This is a genomic window from Donghicola mangrovi (assembly GCF_013377535.1).
Classification (GTDB): domain Bacteria; phylum Pseudomonadota; class Alphaproteobacteria; order Rhodobacterales; family Rhodobacteraceae; genus Donghicola; species Donghicola mangrovi.
The window spans coordinates 99,245-119,828 of the sequence record NZ_JABCJE010000009.1 but is presented as its reverse complement, the minus strand read 5'-3'; the positions used below and the strand labels follow the sequence as shown (position 1 = coordinate 119,828).

Here is a 20,584-nt window from a genome sequence, read left to right as displayed (position 1 = left end):
AGATGGCGGTTTCATTGCCCAAATGCAACCGAACAGGAGGGAGTGCAAGCGAAGCGCGCACTCCCGTCCCGGCGTAAGCGAAGCGAACGTCGGCGAGCGTTTTTGTGTAACAAAAACATGGCTCGCTAAGAAGAATCTGAACCAAGCCGAGGCTCCACACTCAGGCGCATCTTTCTATAGTGTTTGGCCACACCCAGAATCCTCACTCGGAAATACCTTCGATCAACCTATCGATCTCTGCAAAGCGCTCTTCAAAATAGTCTTGTTTTTTATTTTCGTAGCCTTCGTACGACTGCTCAAAAGCCAGCTTTGCTTCCCTGAGCAGTTCAATATTTTGCGTTTGATCACCGAGTGCTATCAGTGCTTCGCCGAGCTGAGACTGCGTCCGCGCCCAGTCGAGCGGGACACGGTCCTGAGTGCGTTCTTCTAGCGCTGCGCGGAAGACCACCACAGCCTCTTCCAGTCGCGCTGTGCTTGGCTCTCGTTCGCCAATCGCTGCCAACACACCGCCGAGATTGGACTGCGTGAGCGCCCAGCCTAGCGGGTCAAGATCCCGAGGCGTCTCTTCTAGCGCGGCACGAAAGGCAGCGACAGCCTCCTCCAGCCGCGCCGTTCCAGACTCCCGCAGCCCAAGCCTCCATAACGTGACGCCAAGACTGATCTGTGTTTGCGCCCAATATGAAAGCGCTCGCTCCGAGGACCACCCTTCAAGCGCTTCATGGTAAGCTGCCACGGCTTCTTCCATTCGCTCCGTGCCAGACTCCAGATCGCCAAGCGCTGTCAATGCGTCGCCCAGCGAGTCCTGCGTCATGGCCCAGTAAAACTGCATGCGGTCACGGGTCCACACCTGCAACGCCGCGCGATAGGCTGCCATGGCCTCTTTCAATCGCTCAGGGTTTCTCTCCAGCTCGCCAAGCGCTTGCAGCGCGCATCCAAGGTTGTACTGCAATCTTACCCAATAGTTCGGTACAAGTACCTGCGTCCATTCCTCCAGAGCAGCCAAGTAGGCTGTCAAGGCTTCTTCCAATCGCTCAGGGTCTCGTTCGCGATCTCCAAGCGCCTTTAATGCGTGACCAAGGCTGTTCTGCAAATTGGCCCAAGCGTTTGGATTAATTTCCCGGGTCTGCTCTTCCAGCGCAGCGCGGTATACAATCACAGCTTCTTCCAGATGAACTGTGCTATTTTCCCTAGCGCCGAGTAATTGAAGTGCATTGCCTAGGTTCACCTGCCCAGCAGCCCAGTCGAGCGGTGCACGCTCCCGAGACGTAGCCTCCAGATAAGTGCGGTAGACTGCAACAGCCTCTTCCAATCGCGCTGTACCCTTTTCCATGAATCCAAGCTGAGCTAGAGCACCTCCTAATGCGTTCTGCGTCGACGCCCAAATGCCTGGGTAAAGGTCGCGTGTAAGCACTTCTAGGCCGGCGCGGATGGCGGCCACAGCTTCTTCCGATCGCTCCGAATCTCGTTCCCGTTGTCCAATATCTTTCAGCGCACGCCCAAGGCCGATCTGTGCTTCCCCCCAAATGAGCGGAGCAAAATCCTTGGGAATTTCTTCTAGGACGGCGCGGTAAGTAGTCACAGCCTCTTCCAGTCGTTCATTGCCCCAATCGTAGTCCGCAATGTCTCGCAGCACACTACCAATACTGATCTGCACATTTGCCCAGCCGATCAAAGCGCTGTCTCTGGTCCAAACCTCTTGCGCCAGCCGAAAGGCGGTGATTGCCTGTTCCAGTCGCGCGGTGCCAGGTTCAGAATCTTCAGCCAAATGCAGTGCAAGACCAAGGTCGAACTGCCTCGCGGCCCAAGCATTTGGGTCTTCTTTTCGATCAATCTGCGAAATCAATTCTTGGTAGACATCTATCGCTCGCAGTATGCTTTCTCTGCGTCCAAAGACATAACCTTCGTTGTACAGGGCATCAGCCTGAAGCCTGATGTATTCATTCTTCTCTTTAGAGAATATTTCGGGAACGCGTTTAGCCGCCGCAGCATAGGCATCTGCCGCATCCCCGTAGTGCAACTGCAACAACGCAACCTGTGCCTTTTGGGCGCGTGTTTTGGCAGCTTCTAATGCACGTTGGTCAAGCGCTGCATCTTCAAGTGCGATGATTTCATCGAGAATTTTATCGGCACGGTCAAGTTCACCATTTTCAAGCGCTTTCGAAGCTTCAGCTTTCTTCTGTCTGATCTCATTGCTGTCGTCAGGGTTGCCCTCTAAATCCGCGAGCAAGACTGCATAACGCTGAGCAATTTCAAGCAGTGTTTGACCTACATGCTCTGGCGGCACTCCCTGCTTTCCGGCAGCTTCAAGGGCAGCCTCGACTTGGCGCTGGTTCAGATCTAAAGCGCTTTTCAGCTTGTGAATTTCTGTTTCTTTCCAAACTAAAAGTTCATCTTGCCTGCCGATGATTTTTTCTTTGTCACCGATACGATCCTGAACATCATTCTCAAAAAGCGCAATTAATTCCTGATACGTTTCGGGTGACATCCCGCAGATAATATCAACATTACTCTGGCTTAGATCACCGCCCACGGCCACGGAGCAGCCGCTCGCGCTGATGTCATTGCCTAGGGCCAACAAACGCATGTTTCCGATAGTTACAAGAGCGATGAGCGAGATCGCCCACAGCCCGAAACCGCCCCGGCTCATTTCTCAATACTCTGGTTGTCGGTTTGAACCTGACTCTCGGAAGCGTCCCCCCCAATAGCGACACCACCGTTTATCGCCGTAACGTTGTTGCCCGCGAAGGCCAAAGATAAAACAATGACGCCGACCACTGCCAAGGCAAGCGCGATTATGCTGAAACGGTTCGGCCCTTGATTGATAGTTGGTCCACTTATTGAGACGTTCCCGCCTACTGCGGTGCCGCCCCCGTCAGCGGTCACTTTAGAAGAAGAGACACTGTTCTGGGGAACCGCTGCTGGCGGCTTGCTCTCTTCCTTGGGGTAGAAATATTTAATGACCGTCCAAGCTGCTGCGCCGATAGCCGCTAGTCCTCCTCCAAGCCAAGAAATTGCTTTCTGTGTTTCAGGATCAGTAAAAAACTCAGCCCAATTTTCCATGATAGAATCCAAAATCATTCAACCTAAGAATGATAGGAATTTTCGCTCGAATTGCTGCGCATGCATACTTAAAAAACTTACATGCAAAAATGCCGATAAGTCGACGATGGGCTGGGAAAGCCCACTCGATCAAGTCCTGCATGTAGGAGTGAAATTTAGAGAGTAGGCACGAATGTAGGCAATCAGAGGTGCTTATTCTCCGACAACCAATATTCCATGACTTTTGATCGCTTGACATACCCCCGCCGGAGGCCTCCGGAGGCCCCGCCTCCGGACCGCTCACTCCCACGCGGGATAGAACGGCTCATTGTACAGCAGACGCTCGCCCTCGCGCGGCAGGGACGCCTGAAACGCAGGCCGCGCCGAGATCCGCCCGTACCACGCCTCCAGCGCCGGAAAGCCTGTCAGCCGCGCGAAATGGCGGGACATGTACACCGCCTGTCCCACGCTGATATCCGCCGCCGAAAAGCCACCGTCCAGCAGGTGATCGCGCCCCGCCAAACGGGCCTCGATCCCGCCATAGCATTTCTTCAAACGGGCCGCTTCCAGCTTCATGATGATGGGCGAACGCATGGAGTCCTCGTACAGCATGATGTGCTGCTGGGTCAGCGCCGCCGAATGCTGGCTCAGGGTCTCGGCAAAGTGCAGCCACATCAGCCAGTCCCGCCGCTCGGGGTGCCCCGCAGGCCGCCCCATGGGGCTGTCCGCGTAGACATCGCACAGATATTCGGTGATCGCGCCGGTCTCGAACATGGTCGCGCCGTCAATCTCCAGCGCAGGCACGCGGCCCGCTGGCGACATCTCCAGAAAGCTGTCAGACCGCAGGCTCTTATCGAACCCGTGGGTCACGACCTCGAAGTCCACCCCCAGCTCGTGCAGCAGCCACAGGCTGCGCATGGACCGGGTCTGGGGACAGTGGTGCAAACGGATCATGCGGCGGCCTCCTCTGCCTGCTCCAGCCGGATCATGCCAGCGCCCGCCTCGATCTGGTCACCAGTGGCAACCAGAACCTCGGCGATCACCCCGTCGCGCGGGGCCAGCATGGCGTGCTCCATTTTCATGGCCTCCAGCAGCGCCAATCTGTCGCCGGCCTGCACCGATTCTCCTGACTTGACGAAGACCGCCGACACGACGCCCGGCATCGGCGCAACCACAAGGCTAGTGTCACCAGCCCCATCCATTGCGCGATCCAGCGGATCAATGATTGCAAAATTGTGTGTCTGAGATGCGAAGACGGTGACACTCTCCCCCAGCGTCACCGCCTCGCCAATGCGGGCCCCTCCTGCCCGCCAATGCCCCTCGCTGTCGCGCATCAGCGTGACCTGCTCCTCCCCCAGATCAACCGTCATCGCGCGAGGGCCATTAAATTCTACCGATACGCTCCACACTTTATCCCCTTGTGTCAACAATACATTCCGGCGCGGCGCGGCCCAAAGGGCAAAGCCCTGATGTGCACCTGCAGCATTTTCCAGTCCCAGAGCGGAAACTGTAGCCAATGCAACCACTTCCACCGATGCTGCGGGTGCATAGGTCAGGGTATCAATATTTCTTGCGATCAGGCCCGTATCGACCTCTTCATTTGCAAATTTGTCATGTTCTGACAACGCTTTAAGAAAAGACAGATTCGTAACCGTCCCCGCAACCTGCGTTTGTGTCAGACCCGCCCGAAGCCGCGCCAAAGCGATTCGTCGATTTGGCCCGTGGACGATCAGTTTCGCAATCATGGGATCGTAAAACGGGCTGATCACATCGCCCGCCCGCACCCCGCTATCGGCGCGCACACACTTTGCAAAACGCAAATGTCCGATGCGTCCAGTGGCAGGCAGGAACCCCGCCGGCACGTCCTCGGCATAGAGCCGCGCCTCGAAGGCATGGCCGTTGATCGACAGATCCTCCTGTCGCGCGGGCAAGGGTTCGCCCATCGCCACACGCAGCTGCCACTCCACCAGATCGACGCCGGTGATGGCCTCGGTCACGGGATGCTCGACCTGCAAACGGGTGTTCATCTCCATGAACCAGAACCGGTCAGGCCGCAGCCCGTCAGAGCCATCCACGATGAACTCCACCGTCCCAGCCCCGCGATAGCCGATCGCCTCGGCCGCCCGCACCGCCGCCGCCCCCATGGCGCTCCGCATCTCCTCGGTCATACCGGGCGCAGGGGCCTCCTCGATCACCTTCTGGTGCCGCCGCTGCAAAGAACAATCCCGCTCGAACAGGTGCACGAACCGCTCACCATCCCCGAACACCTGCACCTCGATATGGCGCGGGCTGCTCACATACTTCTCGATCAGCACGGCATCGTTGCCAAAGGCCGTCCGCGCCTCGGCCCGCGCACTCGCCAGCGCCTCGGCAAACCCGTCCGCGCTCTCGACCAAACGCATCCCCTTGCCGCCGCCCCCGGCCACAGCCTTGATCAAGACCGGATAGCCGATCCGCCCCGCCTCCTCGGCCAGCAGCCCGTCCGACTGATCCGCCCCATGATAACCGGGCACCACAGGCACCCCCGCTTCAGCCATCAGCGCCTTGGCCGCATCCTTTAGTCCCATCGCCCGAATGGCCCCGGCGGTCGGCCCGACAAAAACCAAACCCGCCGCCTCGACTGCCTCCACAAACGCCGCATTCTCGGACAAAAACCCATAGCCCGGATGGATCGCCCCCGCCCCGGCCTCCAAGGCTGCCGCAATGATCCGGTCCCCGCGCAAATAGCTGTCGGCGGGCGCATTCCCCCCGATCCACACGGCCTGATCCGCCATCGCCACATGGGCCGCATCCCGATCCGCATCGGAAAAAACCGCCACCACGCGCAAGCCCATCGCCCGCGCCGTCCGCGCCACACGGCAGGCAATCTCTCCACGGTTCGCAATCAACACGCTGTCAAACATGACCCTCTCCCCCGGCCGCTGTTTCATCTTGGCGAAAATACCCCGGGGGAGCGCCTCAGGCGCGGGGGCAGCGCCCCCCATCCCCCGCCCGCAATCACATGCGGAACACGCCGAATTTGGTCTCTTCAATAGGCGCGTTCAGCGCCGCCCTCAGGCTCAGCGACAGCACCGCCCGCGTCTTGCGCGGATCAATGATCCCGTCGTCCCACAGCCGCGCCGTCGCGTACAAAGGATGGCTCTGCCGCTCGAACATCTCCAGCGTGGGCTGCTTGAACGCCGCTTCCTCCTCGGCGCTCCACTCGCCGCCAGCGCGCTCGATGGCATCCCGTTTCACCGTCGCCAACACGCCCGCCGCCTGCGGGCCACCCATCACCGAAATCCGGCTATTCGGCCAAGTCCACAGGAACCGCGGCTGATAGGCCCGACCGGCCATCCCATAGTTCCCCGCACCAAAGGACCCGCCCACCAGCATGGTGATCTTGGGCACCGAGGTACTGGCCACAGCCGTCACCATCTTGGCCCCGTGCCGCGCGATCCCTTCGTTCTCGTACTTCCGCCCGACCATGAACCCAGTGATGTTCTGCAAGAACACCAAGGGGATCTTCCGCTGCGAACACAGCTCGATGAAATGAGCGCCCTTCACAGCGGCTTCGGAAAACAGCACCCCATTGTTGGCCACGATCCCCACAGGGCACCCTTCCACATGGGCAAAACCGGTGACCAAAGTCTCCCCGAACCGCGCCTTGAACTCGTCAAAGCGGCTGCCGTCCACCACCCGCGCGATCACCTCGCGAATGTCATAGGGGGTGCGCAGATCACCGGGCACCACGCCCAGAATTTCGTCCGGATCATAGGCGGGCTCCTCGGGCGCGGCCCAATCTACTGCCCCCGCAGGAGGGCAGTTCAGATGCCGCACGGCTTCCCGCGCCAAAGCCAGAGCGTGCGCATCATCCTCGGCCAGATAGTCCGCCACACCGGACAGGCGCGTATGCACATCGCCGCCGCCCAAATCCTCGGCGGTCACCACTTCGCCCGTCGCGGCCTTCACCAACGGCGGCCCCGCCAAGAAAATCGTTCCCTGCTCTTTGACGATGATCGACACATCCGACATCGCAGGCACATAGGCCCCGCCCGCCGTACACGACCCCATCACCACCGCGATCTGAGGGATTCCCTTCGCGCTCATCCGCGCCTGATTATAGAAAATCCGCCCAAAATGATCGCGGTCAGGGAAAACCTCGTCCTGATTGGGCAGGTTCGCCCCCCCGCTATCCACCAGGTAGACACAAGGCAAACGGCATTCCTCGGCGATCTCTTGGGCCCGCAGGTGCTTTTTGACCGTCATCGGGTAATAGGTGCCGCCCTTTACGGTGGCGTCGTTGCAGACAACCATGACATCGCGCCCGTGCACGCGCCCGATCCCTGCAACGACGCCCGCACAAGGAGCGGCTCCCTCGTACAACCCGTGCGCCGCCATGGCGCCAATCTCGAGGAAAGGAGACCCGGCATCGAGCAGCGCCCCCACCCGATCCCGCGGCAGCATCTTGCCGCGGCTCAGGTGCCTTTCACGGGCCTTGTCACCGCCGCCCGCAGCCGCCCAATCGGCGGCGGCACGCACCTCGGCCAACATCGCCTCATGCGCGGCCAGATTGGCCCGATAGGTTTCCGATCCGGTCTGGATCTGGCTCTTTAGCCGCGCCATCGGCGCTCCTCCCTCAAGTTAACCCTGCCTCCCCGCAGGGTGTCATTCCACGTCAGAAGGGGCGCTATTTTCCCCTGACTGACAGATACACCGCGTGCTCCGCACTCTCGTTCATCCGGCAAATGATCACTGGCAGGTTCGACCCTGCCCCAAGGCCGAACCCCGCAATGGCGACATCACATTTGGCATCGCGATACGTCAGCCACGCGGCATGAAAGGCCTTTACGGCCTCCGACTGATCGGCGGCGTTCATCTTCTGAAAGTCCGCCAGAACGCGCTCGTATTCCGCTGTCGCCTTCTGATCCCACCACTCCGCCTCGGGCGCGAAGCATTCGGCCATCACAGCAGCCGATGCACCCTTGTTTGCAGATCCCGTCTTGGCTTCCAGACAGACCTGCGCGGCCTCGCCCGCACAAGGAGCCAACTGGCCCATCATCGCAGACATCTCAAAGCAAGCGGCACGCAACTCCTCGGGCGTATCCTCAGCAGCCCAAACCGGCCCCGCTATCAACCCCAGCGCAATGAAAAGACGAATGTTCATGGCAAAATCTCCTTTAGGCAAAGTAACGGGTCCCCCATACCGCAGTTTGCCCAATCACAAAACCGACCTCAAAAAGGCCCCGTATCGCGCAGGTACAGCGTCTGCATCGCCGTCAGCCGCATCATGCAGCCCGCATAGGCTGGCCCTGCCCCCGTGCCGCCACCCCACTGGCTGGCCTCGTAGGTGCAGGTCGTGTCGCGATAGGCGATCCAAGCCCGCTGCATCGCCTTCAGCGCAGGGGCCAGTTCCGGCGCGCCATAGCCGTCGGCCTTGGTCTGCGCGTCGATCTCCTTGTCCGAGGCCATCACCCGCTGATACTCGGCGTTCAGCAGACCGTCCCAGACCGCCGCCTCCTGCCCGATGCAGAAGTTCATGCCATAGGTGCTCTCGCCGCCCGGATTGCGGGTCATGCAATCGTCCGCCGCCTTGCCGATACAGGCCTCGGCCGCACCCGCGTCCGCAGCCGCCTGAACGCACTGCCCCACGATGCTGTCATCAAACACCATGTCGTCTTGGGCCAAGGCAGGCCCCGCAACCAGCGCAGCCATCAGGATCATCCGTTTCATATCCGTATCTCCTTGTGATGAGGGGTGATGCGTTCAACATACATCAACTGCCCCCACAGGCCCGCGCCGAAGCGCCATTCCCGCCCGTCGGCCGCCGCACAGACCACCCGCAGCTTGATCCACCACGTCTGGCCCGCCTCGGCATGACAGTCGGTCAGTTCCGCGCCCCCGCCCGCCTCGGCGACATAGGCGCTGGCATAGCGCTCGATCACCTCGGTTTCGGTGATCGTGGCGGCCGTCCAGCCCAGCCGCAGGCCGATCACCGCGACCAAAGCCAGAAAGGCCCCGAGCACCGTGAAAGCGACCTGCGTCAGGCTCACTTCATCGTTCCCATCAGCTCGCGCCCGATCAGCATCCGGCGGATTTCGCTGGTGCCCGCGCCGATCTCCATCAGCTTGGCGTCTCGGAACAGGCGGCTGACCACGCTGTCATTCAGGAACCCCGCCCCGCCCATGGCCTGCACGGCCTGATGGGCCTGCTTCATGGCCTCTTCGCTGGCATAGAGCACGCACGCCGCCGCATCCTGCCGCGTCACCTGCCCGCGATCACACGCCTTAGCGACCTCATAGACATAGGCGCGGGCAGAGTTCATCGCGGTGTACATGTCGGCGATCTTGGCCTGCATCAGTTGGAAATTCCCGATGGGCTGCCCGAACTGGGTGCGCTCGGCCAGATAGGGCATGATCTCATCGAGGCAAGCCGCCATGATCCCCGTCCCGATCCCCGCCAGAACCACACGCTCGTAGTCCAGACCGGACATCAGCACCCGCACTCCCTTGCCCTCTTCGCCAAGGACATTTTCAAAGGGCACTTCCACATCCTCGAAAATCAGCTCAGCGGTGTTGGACCCGCGCATCCCGAGCTTGTCGAAATGCTTGGAGGTCGAGAAGCCCTTGAACTCTTTCTCGACGATAAAGGCGGTGATCCCCTTGGACCCCGCCTCGGGATCGGTCTTGGCATACACCACCAAGGTATCCGCATCCGGCCCGTTGGTGATCCAGTACTTGTTGCCGTTCAGAAGGTAATACCCGTTCTGCTTCTCGGCCCGCAGAGTCATAGAGACCACATCGGACCCCGCCCCTGCCTCGGACATCGCCAAAGCGCCCACATGCTCGCCACTGATGAGCCGCGGCAGGTACTTCTGCTTCTGCTCCTCGGTCCCGTTCAGCTTGATCTGGTTCACGCAGAGGTTTGAATGGGCCCCGTAACTGAGCGAGACAGACGCACTTGCCCGAGCAATCTCCTCAACCGCGATCGTATGGGCCAAATAGGACATCCCCGCCCCGCCATACTCCTCGGCCACAGTCACGCCCAGCAGGCCCAATTCCCCCATCTCGCGCCAAAGCTCATTGGGAAACGCATTCCCCTGATCCACTTCCGCCGCGATAGGTTTCACCCGCTCTTGCGCCCAGCGATGCACCATATCGCGCAGCGCGTTGACCTCTTCCCCCAAGTCGAACGTCATCGAAGACATGAACATTGGCGATTCCTCCCAGATCAACCAAATCCCTTTATTGAACACTTGTTCATAAATAAATTCATGTCAACACCCCTGATTTCATCTTGGTGCAAATACCCCGGGGGAAGGCCCAAAGGGCCGTGGGGGCAGCGCCCCCATCCGCGCGTAGCGCGCCACCAGAAATGAAAAAAAGGGGGCGCTGCCCCCTCTTGGCCTATGGCCAATTCACCCCCGGAGTATTTCCGGCAAGGAGAAACACAAGGCTTACGCTGCTTGATGGAGCACCGAGACCTCTTCGCGGATGATGCGGGCGATCAAGTCGCAATCGCTCAGGCTGAAGGTCAGCGGCAAGCGCATGTCGATCAGGCCCGCGAGGATGCGGTCGGTGTTGGGTAGTTGTTCCGAGGCGAAATACTGCCAGCTGTCGTAGCGGCTGGTGAAGGCGACGGGCTCTGCTTTGCCGAACCATTTGAGTTCCACGCCCCGTTTGGCGCAGCGTGTCAGAAGGTCGGTGACCTTTTCTGCAGGCCAATCCGGCAGCAGGAACTGGATCGAGGAGCCGACCTGAACCGCATCGTCGTGATGCTGGATCGTGCGCAATCCAGGGCAGTTCGACAGGCCTTCTTTGACGCGGGCGTAGCGGGCGTTCCAGCCGTCGATCCGCTCTTGCAGGGTCGCGATCTGCGGGCGCAGGATCGCGGCGCGCAGGTTGTCCATCCGGCCCGAGATATTGGGGGTGATGTATTTGACCCTTTCGAACACTTCGAGCGGCGGCGCGGCGCGGTGGCGTTCGTAGAGCATGTAGGAGCCCGACAGGATGATTGCGCGGGCCATGGTTTCGGCGTCATCGGTGACCAGAAAGCCGCCTTCGCCGGAGTTCATGTGTTTGTAGGTCTGCGTGGAATAGCAGCCGATCAAGCCGTGGCGACCGCTCTGGATGCCTTTGAACGTGGCGCCCATGGTATGGGCGCAATCCTCGATCACCGTGATGCCGTGGGCGGTGCAGATCGCCATCAGGCGGTCCATGTCGCAGATGTGCCCGCGCATGTGGCTGAGGAGCAGGTATTTCGATTGGCCGGACGCGGCCTTGGCCTCCAGATGGTCGAGGTCGATCACCAGATCCTCGGTTACTTCGACCAGATCGGGGATGCCCCCGACCGAGGCAATCGCCCCCGGCACCGGCGCCAAGGTAAACGCGTTGGTCAGCACGCGGTCGCCATGTTGGACACCCGCCGCACGCAGTGCCGCGCCGATGGCATAGCCGCCCGAGGCCACGGCCAGAGCGTATTTCGCCCCCGTCAGGGCGGCGAATTCTTCTTCGAGCAGGGCGCTGTGGGAAATCTCTCCCGCCGCCGTATTATACCGGTGCAGACGGCCATGGCGCATCACCTCGACTGCCGCCGCGATGCCCTCTTCACAGATGGGTTCTTGCTGGGTGAAGGAGCCGGTGAAGACCTCCATCACCGGGCCCTCGGGATCAGACGGTCCACCACCGCGTCCAGCTCGGAATAATGCCCGATCAAGGCGTCGGGATTCAGCGCCGACACCGCGTCTCCGCTGGGTCCAAAGGTGACCAGCACGACCGGAATTCCTAGATTGGCCGCGCACTCACGGTCGGTATTGGTGTCCCCGATCAGCACCGCGCGCTCTACCGAGCCGCCCACGTTCTCGATTGCCGCGCGCAGGGGCGCGGGATCGGGCTTGCGCACCGGCAGGGTGTCGGCCCCGATCAGGTGGTCGAATTCCCCCCGAATGCCCAGCCGCTGCAGCAGGGTTTCCGCCAACCCTTCGGGCTTGTTCGTGCAGATCGTCACGCGGTCACCGGCGGCACGGAACCGCGCCACAGCCTCCATCGCGCCATCATAGAGCGTGGTGAACACGTCGATCCGGTCCCCATATGCCTGCAAAAAATGCGGGAACAGTCGATCGACCTCGGCTTCATCTCCGGCACGGCCCAGGCGCTCCAGCCCCAGCCGCAGCATGGCGCGGCCCCCGTGGAATGCGGTCAACTGATCGGCCTCTGGGTCCAGCAGGGCCCCTACCCCCATGTGTTCAAAGCTAAAATTCGCAGCGGCAATCAAATCTCCGCTCGTGTCGGCCAAGGTGCCGTCCAGATCAAATACAATGGTGCGCATGGGGCAAAGTCTCCTGTCGGCGGCACCTTGCCGCCCTTTGACATGCTTCGCAATGAACTTTGATGCCCCTCCCCCTTGCGACTATCCACCACGGGGGTAGAACGCAGTTGAATTTAAGTATTGGGGAACCCTGCATGTCCACCGCACTGATTGTTCTGGCTGCCGGCCAAGGCACCCGCATGAACTCCGACCTTCCGAAAGTCCTTCATCAGATCGCGGGTGCTCCATTATTAGTCCATGCATTGAAGTCCGGCGCAGCGCTTGCGCCCGAACGTCAGGTTGTTGTTGTCGGTCACGGCGGCGAACAGGTGGCAGACGCCGCCCGCCTCTGGGACGAAGACATCGCGATTGCCGAGCAGACCGAGCAGCTCGGCACCGCCCACGCGGTCGCCCAAGCCCGCCCCGCGCTCGATGGGTTCACCGGTGACGCGATCGTCCTGTACGGAGACACCCCCTTTATCAGCCCCGAAACCATCGAACAGATGGTGCAGGCCCGCGCCACCCACGACGTGGTGATCCTGGGGTTCGAGGCGGCTGACCCCGGCCGCTATGGCCGTCTGGTCATGTCCGGCGACAAGCTGGAGCGCATCGTCGAATTCAAGGACGCAACCGAGGCCGAGCGCGCCATCACCCTGTGCAACAGCGGTGTGGTCTGCGCCAAGGCCGAGGTACTGTTCGACCTGATCGACCGCGTCGGCAACGACAACGCCTCGGGCGAATACTACCTGACCGACATCGTCGGTCTGGCGTGGGACACGGGCCGCAGCGCGACCGCCGTGACTTGCGCGGAATCCGAGACCATGGGCGTGAACACCCGCGCCCAACTGGCCGAAGCCGAAGCCGAGTTCCAGTCGAAAATGCGCGCGGAAATGCTGGACAATGGCATCACCATGACCGCCCCAGAAACCGTGTTCTTTGCCCATGACACCATCATCGGCCGCGACACCATCATCGAGCCGAACGTCGTCTTCGGCCCCGAGGTCACCGTGGAATCCGGCGCAACCATCCGCGCGTTCAGCCACCTTGAGGGATGCCACGTCAGCCGCGGCGCGATCATCGGCCCCTACGCCCGCCTCCGCCCCGGCGCAGAGATCAGCGAACACGCCCATATCGGCAACTTCGTCGAGGTTAAAAACGCCCTGATTGGCGAGGGCGCCAAGGCCAACCACCTGACCTATATCGGCGACGCCACCATCGGCAAAGGCACCAACATCGGCGCAGGCACCATCACCTGCAACTATGACGGCTTCTTCAAGCACCACACCGAGATCGGCGAAAACGCCTTTATCGGGTCCAGCACCATGCTGGTGGCCCCCGTCCGCGTGGGCCACGGCGCGATGACCGGCTCCGGCTCTGTCATCACCACGGACGTGGAGGACGGCGCACTGGCCCTTGGCCGCGCCAAACAGGTGAACAAACCCAAAATGGCGTTCAAGCTCATGGACATGCTCCGCGCCAAAAAGGCAGCAGCCAAGAAGGAGACCAACTGATGTGCGGAATCGTCGGCGTATTGGGCAATCACGAGGTCGCCCCCATTCTGGTCGAGGCGCTGCGCCGTCTCGAATATCGCGGCTATGACAGCGCGGGCATCGCAACCGTCAACAATGGCGAGCTGCGCCGCCGCCGCGCGGTTGGCAAGCTGGTCAACCTGTCGGATCTGTTGGTCCACGAGCCCCTGACCGGCAAGGCTGGCATCGGCCACACCCGTTGGGCCACCCACGGCTCACCCACTGTGGTGAACGCCCACCCCCACCGCTCGGGCCGCGTGGCCGTGGTCCACAACGGCATCATCGAGAATTTCCGCGAGCTGCGCATCGAACTGGCCGATCACGGCATCGTCTGCGAGACCGAGACGGATACCGAAACCATCGCCCACCTCGTCCGTATGTACATGGATCAGGGCCAGTCCCCGCGCGAAGCGGCGGCCAGCACCATTGCCCGCCTTGAAGGCGCGTTCGCCCTGTGCCTCTTGTTCGAGGGCGAGGATGACCTCCTGATCTGCGCCCGCCTCGGCTCGCCCTTGGCCATCGGTCACGGCGACGGCGAGATGTTCGTGGGCTCGGACGCCATCGCCCTCGGGCCGATGACCAACCGCATCACCTATCTCGAAGAGGGCGACTGGGCCGTCGTCACCCGCTCTGGCGCGGAAATCCGCGATGCCAGCGGCCAGCAGGTCCACCGCGAAATGCGCACCATCTCCATGGACAGCGCCCGCGTGGACAAGGGCGGCCACCGTCACTTCATGGCCAAGGAAATCGCCGAACAGCCCATCGTCATCGGCGACGCCCTGACCCACTACCTGACCCCCGACGCCACCGATATCGTCCTGCCCGAGATCGACTTCGCAAACATGAGCCGCATGACCATGGTCGCCTGCGGCACGGCCTATTACGCCTGCGTCACGGCCAAATACTGGTTCGAACAGCTGGCCAAACTGCCCTGCGAAATCGACATCGCGTCCGAGTTCCGCTACCGCGAACCCCCGATGCCCGCAGGCAGCGCGGCCCTGTTTGTCAGCCAGTCGGGCGAAACCGCCGACACCCTCGCTGCCCTGCGCTATTGCAAGGGCAAGGCGGACACCATCCTGTCGGTCGTCAACGTCCCCGAAAGCTCGATCGCGCGGGAATCCGATGTGGCCCTGCCCATCCTTGCAGGCACCGAAATCGGCGTCGCCTCGACCAAGGCGTTCACCTGCCAGCTGACCGTCCTCTTGCTGCTCGCCCTGCGCGCCGGCCACCAGCGCGGCCACATCAGCGACGCGGATCTGGCGACCCACTTGGCCGACCTGCGCGGCCTGCCCGGCGTCCTGAACCACGCCCTGAGCCAAACCAACGGCTTCGAAGAGGTCTGCGCCGAACTGGCCGAAGCCAAGGACATCCTCTTCTTGGGGCGTGGCCTGATGTACCCGCTGGCCCTCGAAGGCGCCCTGAAGCTGAAAGAAATCAGCTACATCCACGCCGAAGCCTATGCCTCGGGCGAACTCAAACACGGCCCCATCGCGCTGATCGACCAGACGGTGCCCGTGGTCGTCCTCGCCCCCCGCGACAGCCTTTTCGACAAAACCGTCTCGAACATGCAAGAAGTCATGGCCCGCAACGGCCGCGTTCTGCTGATCTCGGACAAAAAGGGCATCCACGAGGCCAAGGACGGCACCTGGCGCACCCTGACCATGCCCGACGTGGCCCCCGTGCTGACGCCGATCCTCTACGCCCTGCCCGCGCAGCTCTTGGCCTACCACACGGCCATCGCCAAAGGCACCGACGTCGACCAACCCCGCAACCTCGCGAAGTCGGTCACCGTCGAATAAGCGGCCTCGAACCGTCTCGGGGTGCAGCGATGCTCCCCGACACACCTCCAAAACTCATGGATACTCTTTGGCTGCCTTGGCCGACCCGATCGCCTTGCCCATCGCGCTCTTCTTGCTCTTGGCTGTGGCGGTCCATTCATAGGTGTGCTTGCCCCCCGGAGGGCACGGCGACTTGTACTTGAAGGCCCCGGGCTCGATCCGCGCCTGCCCGTTATAGGCCACCCAGCCGCCGCCGTGATCATACCCGGGCACGTTCTTGTCGACCAACTTGAAGTAAATCCAAGTCGTCCCCGCAGGCACATCCTTCAACGCAAACACAGGGTTCGGAACCGTCTTCGGCCGCCCCGTTGTGCAGCTCGGAATGCCGCCCCATTCGAACGAGAATGAAAACCCGCCCGCAAACGAAGCCGTCCCCGCACAAGACAACGCAGCAGCAATCAGCATCGGCAGTAACTTGAATTTCGGCATGTCAGACGTCCTTCGCGCTTTACTGGTCCAGAAATCCTAAGCCCCGCCGCACCCTTTCCCAAATGCGCATTCGGCCCCATCCCAAAGAAGAAGGCCCCGGCGAACCAACGCGCCGGGGCCTTCTTTTTGCCGAAAATACTCAAATCGTCACCGTCAGCGGGTGTAGATCTCTACCACCGGCAACGAGGTGATCCCAAGGCCAAGCAGACGCAGCGCCGACAGCGAAATCTGCGCCGTCCCCTGACCGTCCAGCGGCTTCAGATCCACCAGCACATTGGCCCCGTCCTTCAGCTTGATGGTGCCGGGGCGGTTCGAATTCACAAGGCTGGTCTTGACCCAGATGCCCTCTTCCTTGGGATCGCCCAAGGACACCGTCTGCGTCCCCAGATACGCGCCCTTGCTGGCGGTCTGGCCCGCACCACCCAAGGCCGCCGCCTTCTGCGCGGGGGTCGCGGTGTCGTACTGCGCCGCCGTGCGCGCCGTTCCCGCAGGCGGAGAGATCACGCTCGTGGTCACGCTCGGGGCGTTCTGGATCACACCCGTGGCCACGGTCTGCATCGGTTGGGTCGATTGCACCTGCGCGTCCAGCTCGGCCTGACGGCGCATCGGGTTGAACTGGCCCACGCGCTCTTTCATGCCTGCCATCTGCTCTGATGAACATCCCGCCAGCAGGCCCAGCGCCAGCGCCCCCATCATTACCTTGTTCATTCCGCTCTCCACCTCTCGAATGTATATTCTGTTATGGCCTTAACTAATCGTCTTGCCGAACCTCGGGCCCGCGCCTACGTTCTACGCCTATGACAGCACCTCTGATAGACCCATTCCAGCGCGCCATCTCTTACCTGCGAGTATCCGTCACTGACCGGTGCGATTTCCGCTGCGTGTACTGTATGGCCGAGAATATGACCTTTCTGCCCAAGAAAGAACTTCTCACGCTCGAGGAGCTGGATCGACTGTGTTCCACATTCATCAGGTTGGGCGTCGAAAAGCTGCGCATCACCGGCGGAGAACCGCTGGTCCGCCGCGACATCATGAAGTTCTTCCAGAAAATGTCGCGCCACCTCGACTCAGGCGCGCTGAAGGAACTGACCCTCACCACCAACGGATCACAGCTGGAACGCTTTGCAGGTGACCTTTACGCCGCGGGCGTGCGCCGCGTGAACGTCTCGCTTGATACGCTGGATGACCAGAAATTCGCGGATGTCACCCGCTGGGGCCGCCTGACCCAAGTGCTGCGCGGCATTGATGCTGCGCAGGCCGCCGGTCTCCGCGTGAAACTGAATGCCGTGGCGCTCAAGGGGTTTAACGAACCCGAACTGTTCCAGATGACCGAATGGTGCGCCAGCCGCGACATGGACCTGACCTGGATCGAGGTCATGCCCATGGGCGATCTGGGGAACGAGGACCGCCTCGACCAATACTGGTCTTTGAAGGATCTGCGCCGCCAACTGGCCGAACGCTACACCCTGACCGACCTGACCGAACGCACCGGCGGCCCCGCCCGCTATGTGAGGATCGAGGAAACCGGCCAGAAAATCGGCTTCATCACCCCCCTCACCCATAACTTCTGCGAAAGCTGCAACCGCGTGCGCCTGACTTGCACCGGCGAGCTGTTCATGTGCCTCGGCCAAGAGGACCGCGCCGACCTGCGCGCGCCCCTGCGTGCGTCCGAAGATGACGCCCTGCTCGAACAGGCCATCCGCGACGCCATCACGCTCAAACCCAAGGGCCACGACTTCGACTATTCCCGTCAGACCGTGGCCGGCCAGATGACCCGCCACATGAGCCACACCGGTGGCTGACTGGACCGAACCGCTCCGCGCCCGCTGCCATTGCGGCGCGGTCCGGTTCACCGTCCAACTCTCCGACGGCCTGAACACTGCCCGCCGCTGCGACTGCTCGTTCTGCGCCATGCGCGGCGCGGTCGCCCTGTCAGCCCCCCTCTCTGGGATCACCATCACCCAAGGGGCCGAGGCGCTGACCCTCTACACCTTCAACACCGGCACGGCGCAACACTATTTCTGCAAGCATTGCGGGATCTACACCCATCACCAGCGCCGCTCTGACCCGACCCAATACGGCGTGAACGCCGCCTGCATCGAGGGCCTCAGCCCCTTTGACTTCCCCGAGGTGCCTGTCTCGGACGGCCAGAACCACCCCTCGGATCGCAAGACCGGTTCTCGCCTTGCAGGCATCCTGCGGTTCACCCGCACCTGAACGCCCACCCCTTTCCGCACATCACAAGTCCTTGAAACCGCTGTGTCATGCTGCTGTTACATCTGTGCGCCCCTGCACTTTTCTGCATTTGCGAAATATCTTAAGTTACTAAACTGATCAGTTCAGTTTAGTAACATGCCCCACGTCATACACCCTCCCCTCCTCCCGCAGAATATCGTGCGGTCGATCAGGGCGCAGGTGCCCCGCAAGGCGCTCCGAGACCTGAAGAACCGTACCCATTTTGGTGAAGCTGCCCCGCTCAGTGACGAATGTATCTATATCGACCCGCGCGCGATCACCCATCGCTACGTGGCGCACCCGCGCAAGGGCGCTCCGAACTTCCGCCGCACGGATTCGGGCCGCATCATGACCGGCGACTGGGATCGCAGCACCGCCCCCCTGACCCTGAACATCAAGGACGAGGCCATCCGCCAGCACTTCCTGATGGGCGTCCCGTGGGAGCAAACCGCCCTGTTCGCCAAGCTGTCCCGAGACATCGCCGAAAAGGGCATCGCCGACGATTGCCATTCCGTGGATGACCTGCGCGCCCGCTACGAACGCATGGACCGCTTGTTTGAAGAGGCCGCCCGCACACGATCCCTGCGCCCGCGCAACGCGCTGCCCGATTACTTTCGCCGCGAACATGGGGGTATTTTCGTGCATATCGACCGCGATGGCCGCGCGATCCGCTCAGGCGGCGGGATGCACCGCTTTGCCATCGCGCGCCTCTTGGGTCTGACCGAGGTGCCCGCCCAGATCGGCGTCGTGCATTTCGACGCCGTCCGGAACGGGCTGCTGACGGCCTATCGCCGTCAGGCCTGAAGCACCTTGGCAACCTGCGCGGCGAAATCCTCGCCGCGTTTTTCAAAGCTGTTGTACTGGTCAAAGCTGGCGCAGGCAGGCGCCAGCAGCACCACTTCGCCCGCCTCGGCCTCGGCGGCCGCTTTGGCCACGGCAGCCTCCATCGTGGTGCAGATGTCCTTGTCCACACCGTCCAGCTTCAGGGCAAATTCCGCAGCCTCCCGCCCGATGACATAGGCCTTTACCACGTTGCCAAGCTGGCTCTTCAGCCCATCAATCCCGCCCTCTTTCTCGAGGCCCCCGCAGATCCAGCGGATCTTGGGGAACGCGCCCAAAGCCTTGGCCGCCGCATCCACGTTGGTCGCCTTGGAGTCGTTGATGAACTTCACGCCGTCCTTTTCCCCCAGCAGTTGCGAGCGGTGCGGCAGCCCGCCATAGCTGTGGAACCCGTCCTCGATCACCTTGGGGGCCAGCCCCAGCGACCGGCACACCGCATAGGCCGCGCAGGCGTTCTGGTGGTTGTGCGCCCCCGGCAGGCCATGAACCTCGCGCAGGTCAATGCTGGCGATCTGACGGCCCTTGCGCCATTCGGTCAGGAACCCCTTGCGGGCGAACACGAACCAACCCGGCCCCGACAGCTTCTGGCCAGATGAAATGCGGATCACCCGATCATCGGTCGGCCCCGCGGACAGCTGGTTCGCCAGATACAGCCCCTCGGCCTCGTCCACGCCCACGACCGCGCGGTCCGGCCCACCCTCGGCGAACAGCCGGCGCTTGGCCGCGAAATAGCCCCCCAGCCCACCGTGGCGGTCCAGATGGTCGGGCGACAGGTTGGTGAAGACCGCGATATCGGGCGTCAGCGCCCGCGCCAGATCGGTCTGATAACTGGACAGCTCCAGCACGATGACCTCGCCATCCTCGGGGGGATCAATGTCCAGAACCCCGCGCCCGATGTTGCCCGCCAGCTGCGCCGGTTTGCCCGCATTGGTCAGAATGTGATGGATCAGCGCACTGGTGGTCGATTTCCCGTTCGAGCCCGTCACCGCCACCACGCGGGGCGGCGTGTCCAATTCCTCCCACCCGTCCAGCGCAAGCGACCGGAAGAACAGCCCGATGTCATTGTCCACCGGCACCATCGCCGCCATCGCCGCGGCGATCACCTTGTTCGGGGTCGGGTACAGGTGCGGAATGCCCGGGCTGACGACCAGCAGGTCCACCCCGTCAAAGCCCCCGTGGCGGGTAAAGTCCCGCGCCTCGAACCCGCTCTCTTCGGCGGTCAGGCGGGCGGTGTCGTTGTCGTCCCAGACCAGCACGGTCGCGCCGCCCTCTCGCAGGGCCTTGGCGGCGGTCATCCCCGACCGACCCAAGCCCAGAACCGCGATTGTCTGACCTTCTACACCACGCACAGGGATCATGATGAACACCTCTTTAATCCGTTCGCTCCAC

The 20,584-nt window shown here is 61.9% G+C and carries 19 protein-coding genes; 5 read left to right on the top strand and 14 right to left on the bottom strand.

What is annotated here, in order from left to right; genetic code table 11:
* Positions 1 to 202: 202 nt before the first annotated feature.
* From HJ536_RS16155 to HJ536_RS16105, 11 genes are all read right to left on the bottom strand, one after another.
* A complete protein-coding gene (locus HJ536_RS16155; RefSeq protein WP_177158497.1) occupies positions 203 to 2,647 on the bottom strand; it encodes a tetratricopeptide repeat protein in 2,445 nt (814 codons plus the stop codon).
* Complete coding sequence (locus tag HJ536_RS16150) at positions 2,644 to 3,078, bottom strand: hypothetical protein (RefSeq protein WP_177158496.1); 435 nt, start codon at positions 3,076 to 3,078, stop codon at positions 2,644 to 2,646. Before HJ536_RS16150 ends, HJ536_RS16155 begins: the two co-directional genes overlap by 4 nt.
* Before the next feature lie 261 nt (positions 3,079 to 3,339).
* Positions 3,340 to 3,993, bottom strand: coding sequence for a glutathione S-transferase family protein (locus HJ536_RS16145; RefSeq protein ID WP_177158495.1), 654 nt, complete (start codon positions 3,991 to 3,993; stop codon positions 3,340 to 3,342).
* Positions 3,990 to 5,942 (bottom strand): acetyl/propionyl/methylcrotonyl-CoA carboxylase subunit alpha, encoded by a 1,953-nt coding sequence (locus tag HJ536_RS16140; RefSeq protein WP_177158494.1) that lies wholly within the window; start codon positions 5,940 to 5,942, stop codon positions 3,990 to 3,992. The genes HJ536_RS16145 and HJ536_RS16140 overlap by 4 nt, the downstream gene beginning before the upstream one ends.
* Before the next feature lie 94 nt (positions 5,943 to 6,036).
* Positions 6,037 to 7,644, bottom strand: coding sequence for a carboxyl transferase domain-containing protein (locus HJ536_RS16135; protein WP_177158493.1), 1,608 nt, complete (start codon positions 7,642 to 7,644; stop codon positions 6,037 to 6,039).
* Between the two features lie 64 nt (positions 7,645 to 7,708).
* The gene (locus HJ536_RS16130) at positions 7,709 to 8,185 is read right to left on the bottom strand and encodes a lysozyme inhibitor LprI family protein (RefSeq protein ID WP_177158492.1); all 477 of its coding nucleotides are present in this window, start codon (positions 8,183 to 8,185) and stop codon (positions 7,709 to 7,711) included.
* Between the two features lie 68 nt (positions 8,186 to 8,253).
* Complete coding sequence (locus tag HJ536_RS16125) at positions 8,254 to 8,751, bottom strand: lysozyme inhibitor LprI family protein (RefSeq protein WP_228028758.1); 498 nt, start codon at positions 8,749 to 8,751, stop codon at positions 8,254 to 8,256.
* On the bottom strand, positions 8,748 to 9,071 hold the full coding sequence (locus tag HJ536_RS16120; protein ID WP_176855797.1) for a hypothetical protein: 324 nt from the start codon (positions 9,069 to 9,071) through the stop codon (positions 8,748 to 8,750). Before HJ536_RS16120 ends, HJ536_RS16125 begins: the two co-directional genes overlap by 4 nt.
* Positions 9,068 to 10,231 (bottom strand): isovaleryl-CoA dehydrogenase, encoded by a 1,164-nt coding sequence (locus tag HJ536_RS16115; RefSeq protein WP_177158491.1) that lies wholly within the window; start codon positions 10,229 to 10,231, stop codon positions 9,068 to 9,070. Before HJ536_RS16115 ends, HJ536_RS16120 begins: the two co-directional genes overlap by 4 nt.
* Before the next feature lie 243 nt (positions 10,232 to 10,474).
* Positions 10,475 to 11,674 carry a DegT/DnrJ/EryC1/StrS family aminotransferase gene (locus tag HJ536_RS16110; protein ID WP_177158490.1) on the bottom strand — a complete coding sequence of 400 codons (1,200 nt, stop codon included), beginning with the start codon at positions 11,672 to 11,674 and terminating at the stop codon, positions 10,475 to 10,477.
* Positions 11,671 to 12,345, bottom strand: coding sequence for an HAD-IA family hydrolase (locus tag HJ536_RS16105; RefSeq protein ID WP_177158489.1), 675 nt, complete (start codon positions 12,343 to 12,345; stop codon positions 11,671 to 11,673). The genes HJ536_RS16110 and HJ536_RS16105 overlap by 4 nt, the downstream gene beginning before the upstream one ends.
* Positions 12,346 to 12,479: 134 nt before the next feature.
* Here HJ536_RS16105 and glmU point away from each other — a divergent pair, with 134 nt between their 5' ends.
* Both glmU and glmS read left to right on the top strand, forming a co-directional pair.
* Positions 12,480 to 13,835 carry a bifunctional UDP-N-acetylglucosamine diphosphorylase/glucosamine-1-phosphate N-acetyltransferase GlmU gene (gene glmU / locus HJ536_RS16100; protein WP_177158488.1) on the top strand — a complete coding sequence of 452 codons (1,356 nt, stop codon included), beginning with the start codon at positions 12,480 to 12,482 and terminating at the stop codon, positions 13,833 to 13,835.
* Positions 13,835 to 15,652 carry a glutamine--fructose-6-phosphate transaminase (isomerizing) gene (glmS, locus tag HJ536_RS16095; protein ID WP_177158487.1) on the top strand — a complete coding sequence of 606 codons (1,818 nt, stop codon included), beginning with the start codon at positions 13,835 to 13,837 and terminating at the stop codon, positions 15,650 to 15,652. Before glmU ends, glmS begins: the two co-directional genes overlap by 1 nt.
* Positions 15,653 to 15,706: 54 nt before the next feature.
* Here glmS and HJ536_RS16090 read toward each other — a convergent pair whose 3' ends face one another.
* Positions 15,707 to 16,120 (bottom strand): hypothetical protein, encoded by a 414-nt coding sequence (locus HJ536_RS16090; RefSeq protein ID WP_228028757.1) that lies wholly within the window; start codon positions 16,118 to 16,120, stop codon positions 15,707 to 15,709.
* A gap of 153 nt (positions 16,121 to 16,273) precedes the next feature.
* Positions 16,274 to 16,828, bottom strand: a complete 555-nt coding sequence (locus tag HJ536_RS16085; RefSeq protein ID WP_177158486.1) for a hypothetical protein — start codon at positions 16,826 to 16,828, stop codon at positions 16,274 to 16,276.
* Between the two features lie 89 nt (positions 16,829 to 16,917).
* Here HJ536_RS16085 and moaA point away from each other — a divergent pair, with 89 nt between their 5' ends.
* From moaA to HJ536_RS16070, 3 genes are all read left to right on the top strand, one after another.
* Positions 16,918 to 17,922 carry a GTP 3',8-cyclase MoaA gene (moaA, locus tag HJ536_RS16080; RefSeq protein WP_177158485.1) on the top strand — a complete coding sequence of 335 codons (1,005 nt, stop codon included), beginning with the start codon at positions 16,918 to 16,920 and terminating at the stop codon, positions 17,920 to 17,922.
* The gene (locus HJ536_RS16075) at positions 17,915 to 18,337 is read left to right on the top strand and encodes a GFA family protein (RefSeq protein WP_177158484.1); all 423 of its coding nucleotides are present in this window, start codon (positions 17,915 to 17,917) and stop codon (positions 18,335 to 18,337) included. Before moaA ends, HJ536_RS16075 begins: the two co-directional genes overlap by 8 nt.
* Before the next feature lie 177 nt (positions 18,338 to 18,514).
* Positions 18,515 to 19,159, top strand: a complete 645-nt coding sequence (locus HJ536_RS16070) for a ParB N-terminal domain-containing protein (protein ID WP_338082450.1) — start codon at positions 18,515 to 18,517, stop codon at positions 19,157 to 19,159.
* On the opposite strand, the gene murD is transcribed toward HJ536_RS16070, so the two are convergent.
* Positions 19,150 to 20,553, bottom strand: coding sequence for a UDP-N-acetylmuramoyl-L-alanine--D-glutamate ligase (gene murD / locus HJ536_RS16065; RefSeq protein WP_177158482.1), 1,404 nt, complete (start codon positions 20,551 to 20,553; stop codon positions 19,150 to 19,152). The genes HJ536_RS16070 and murD overlap by 10 nt on opposite strands.
* Positions 20,554 to 20,584: the final 31 nt, after the last annotated feature.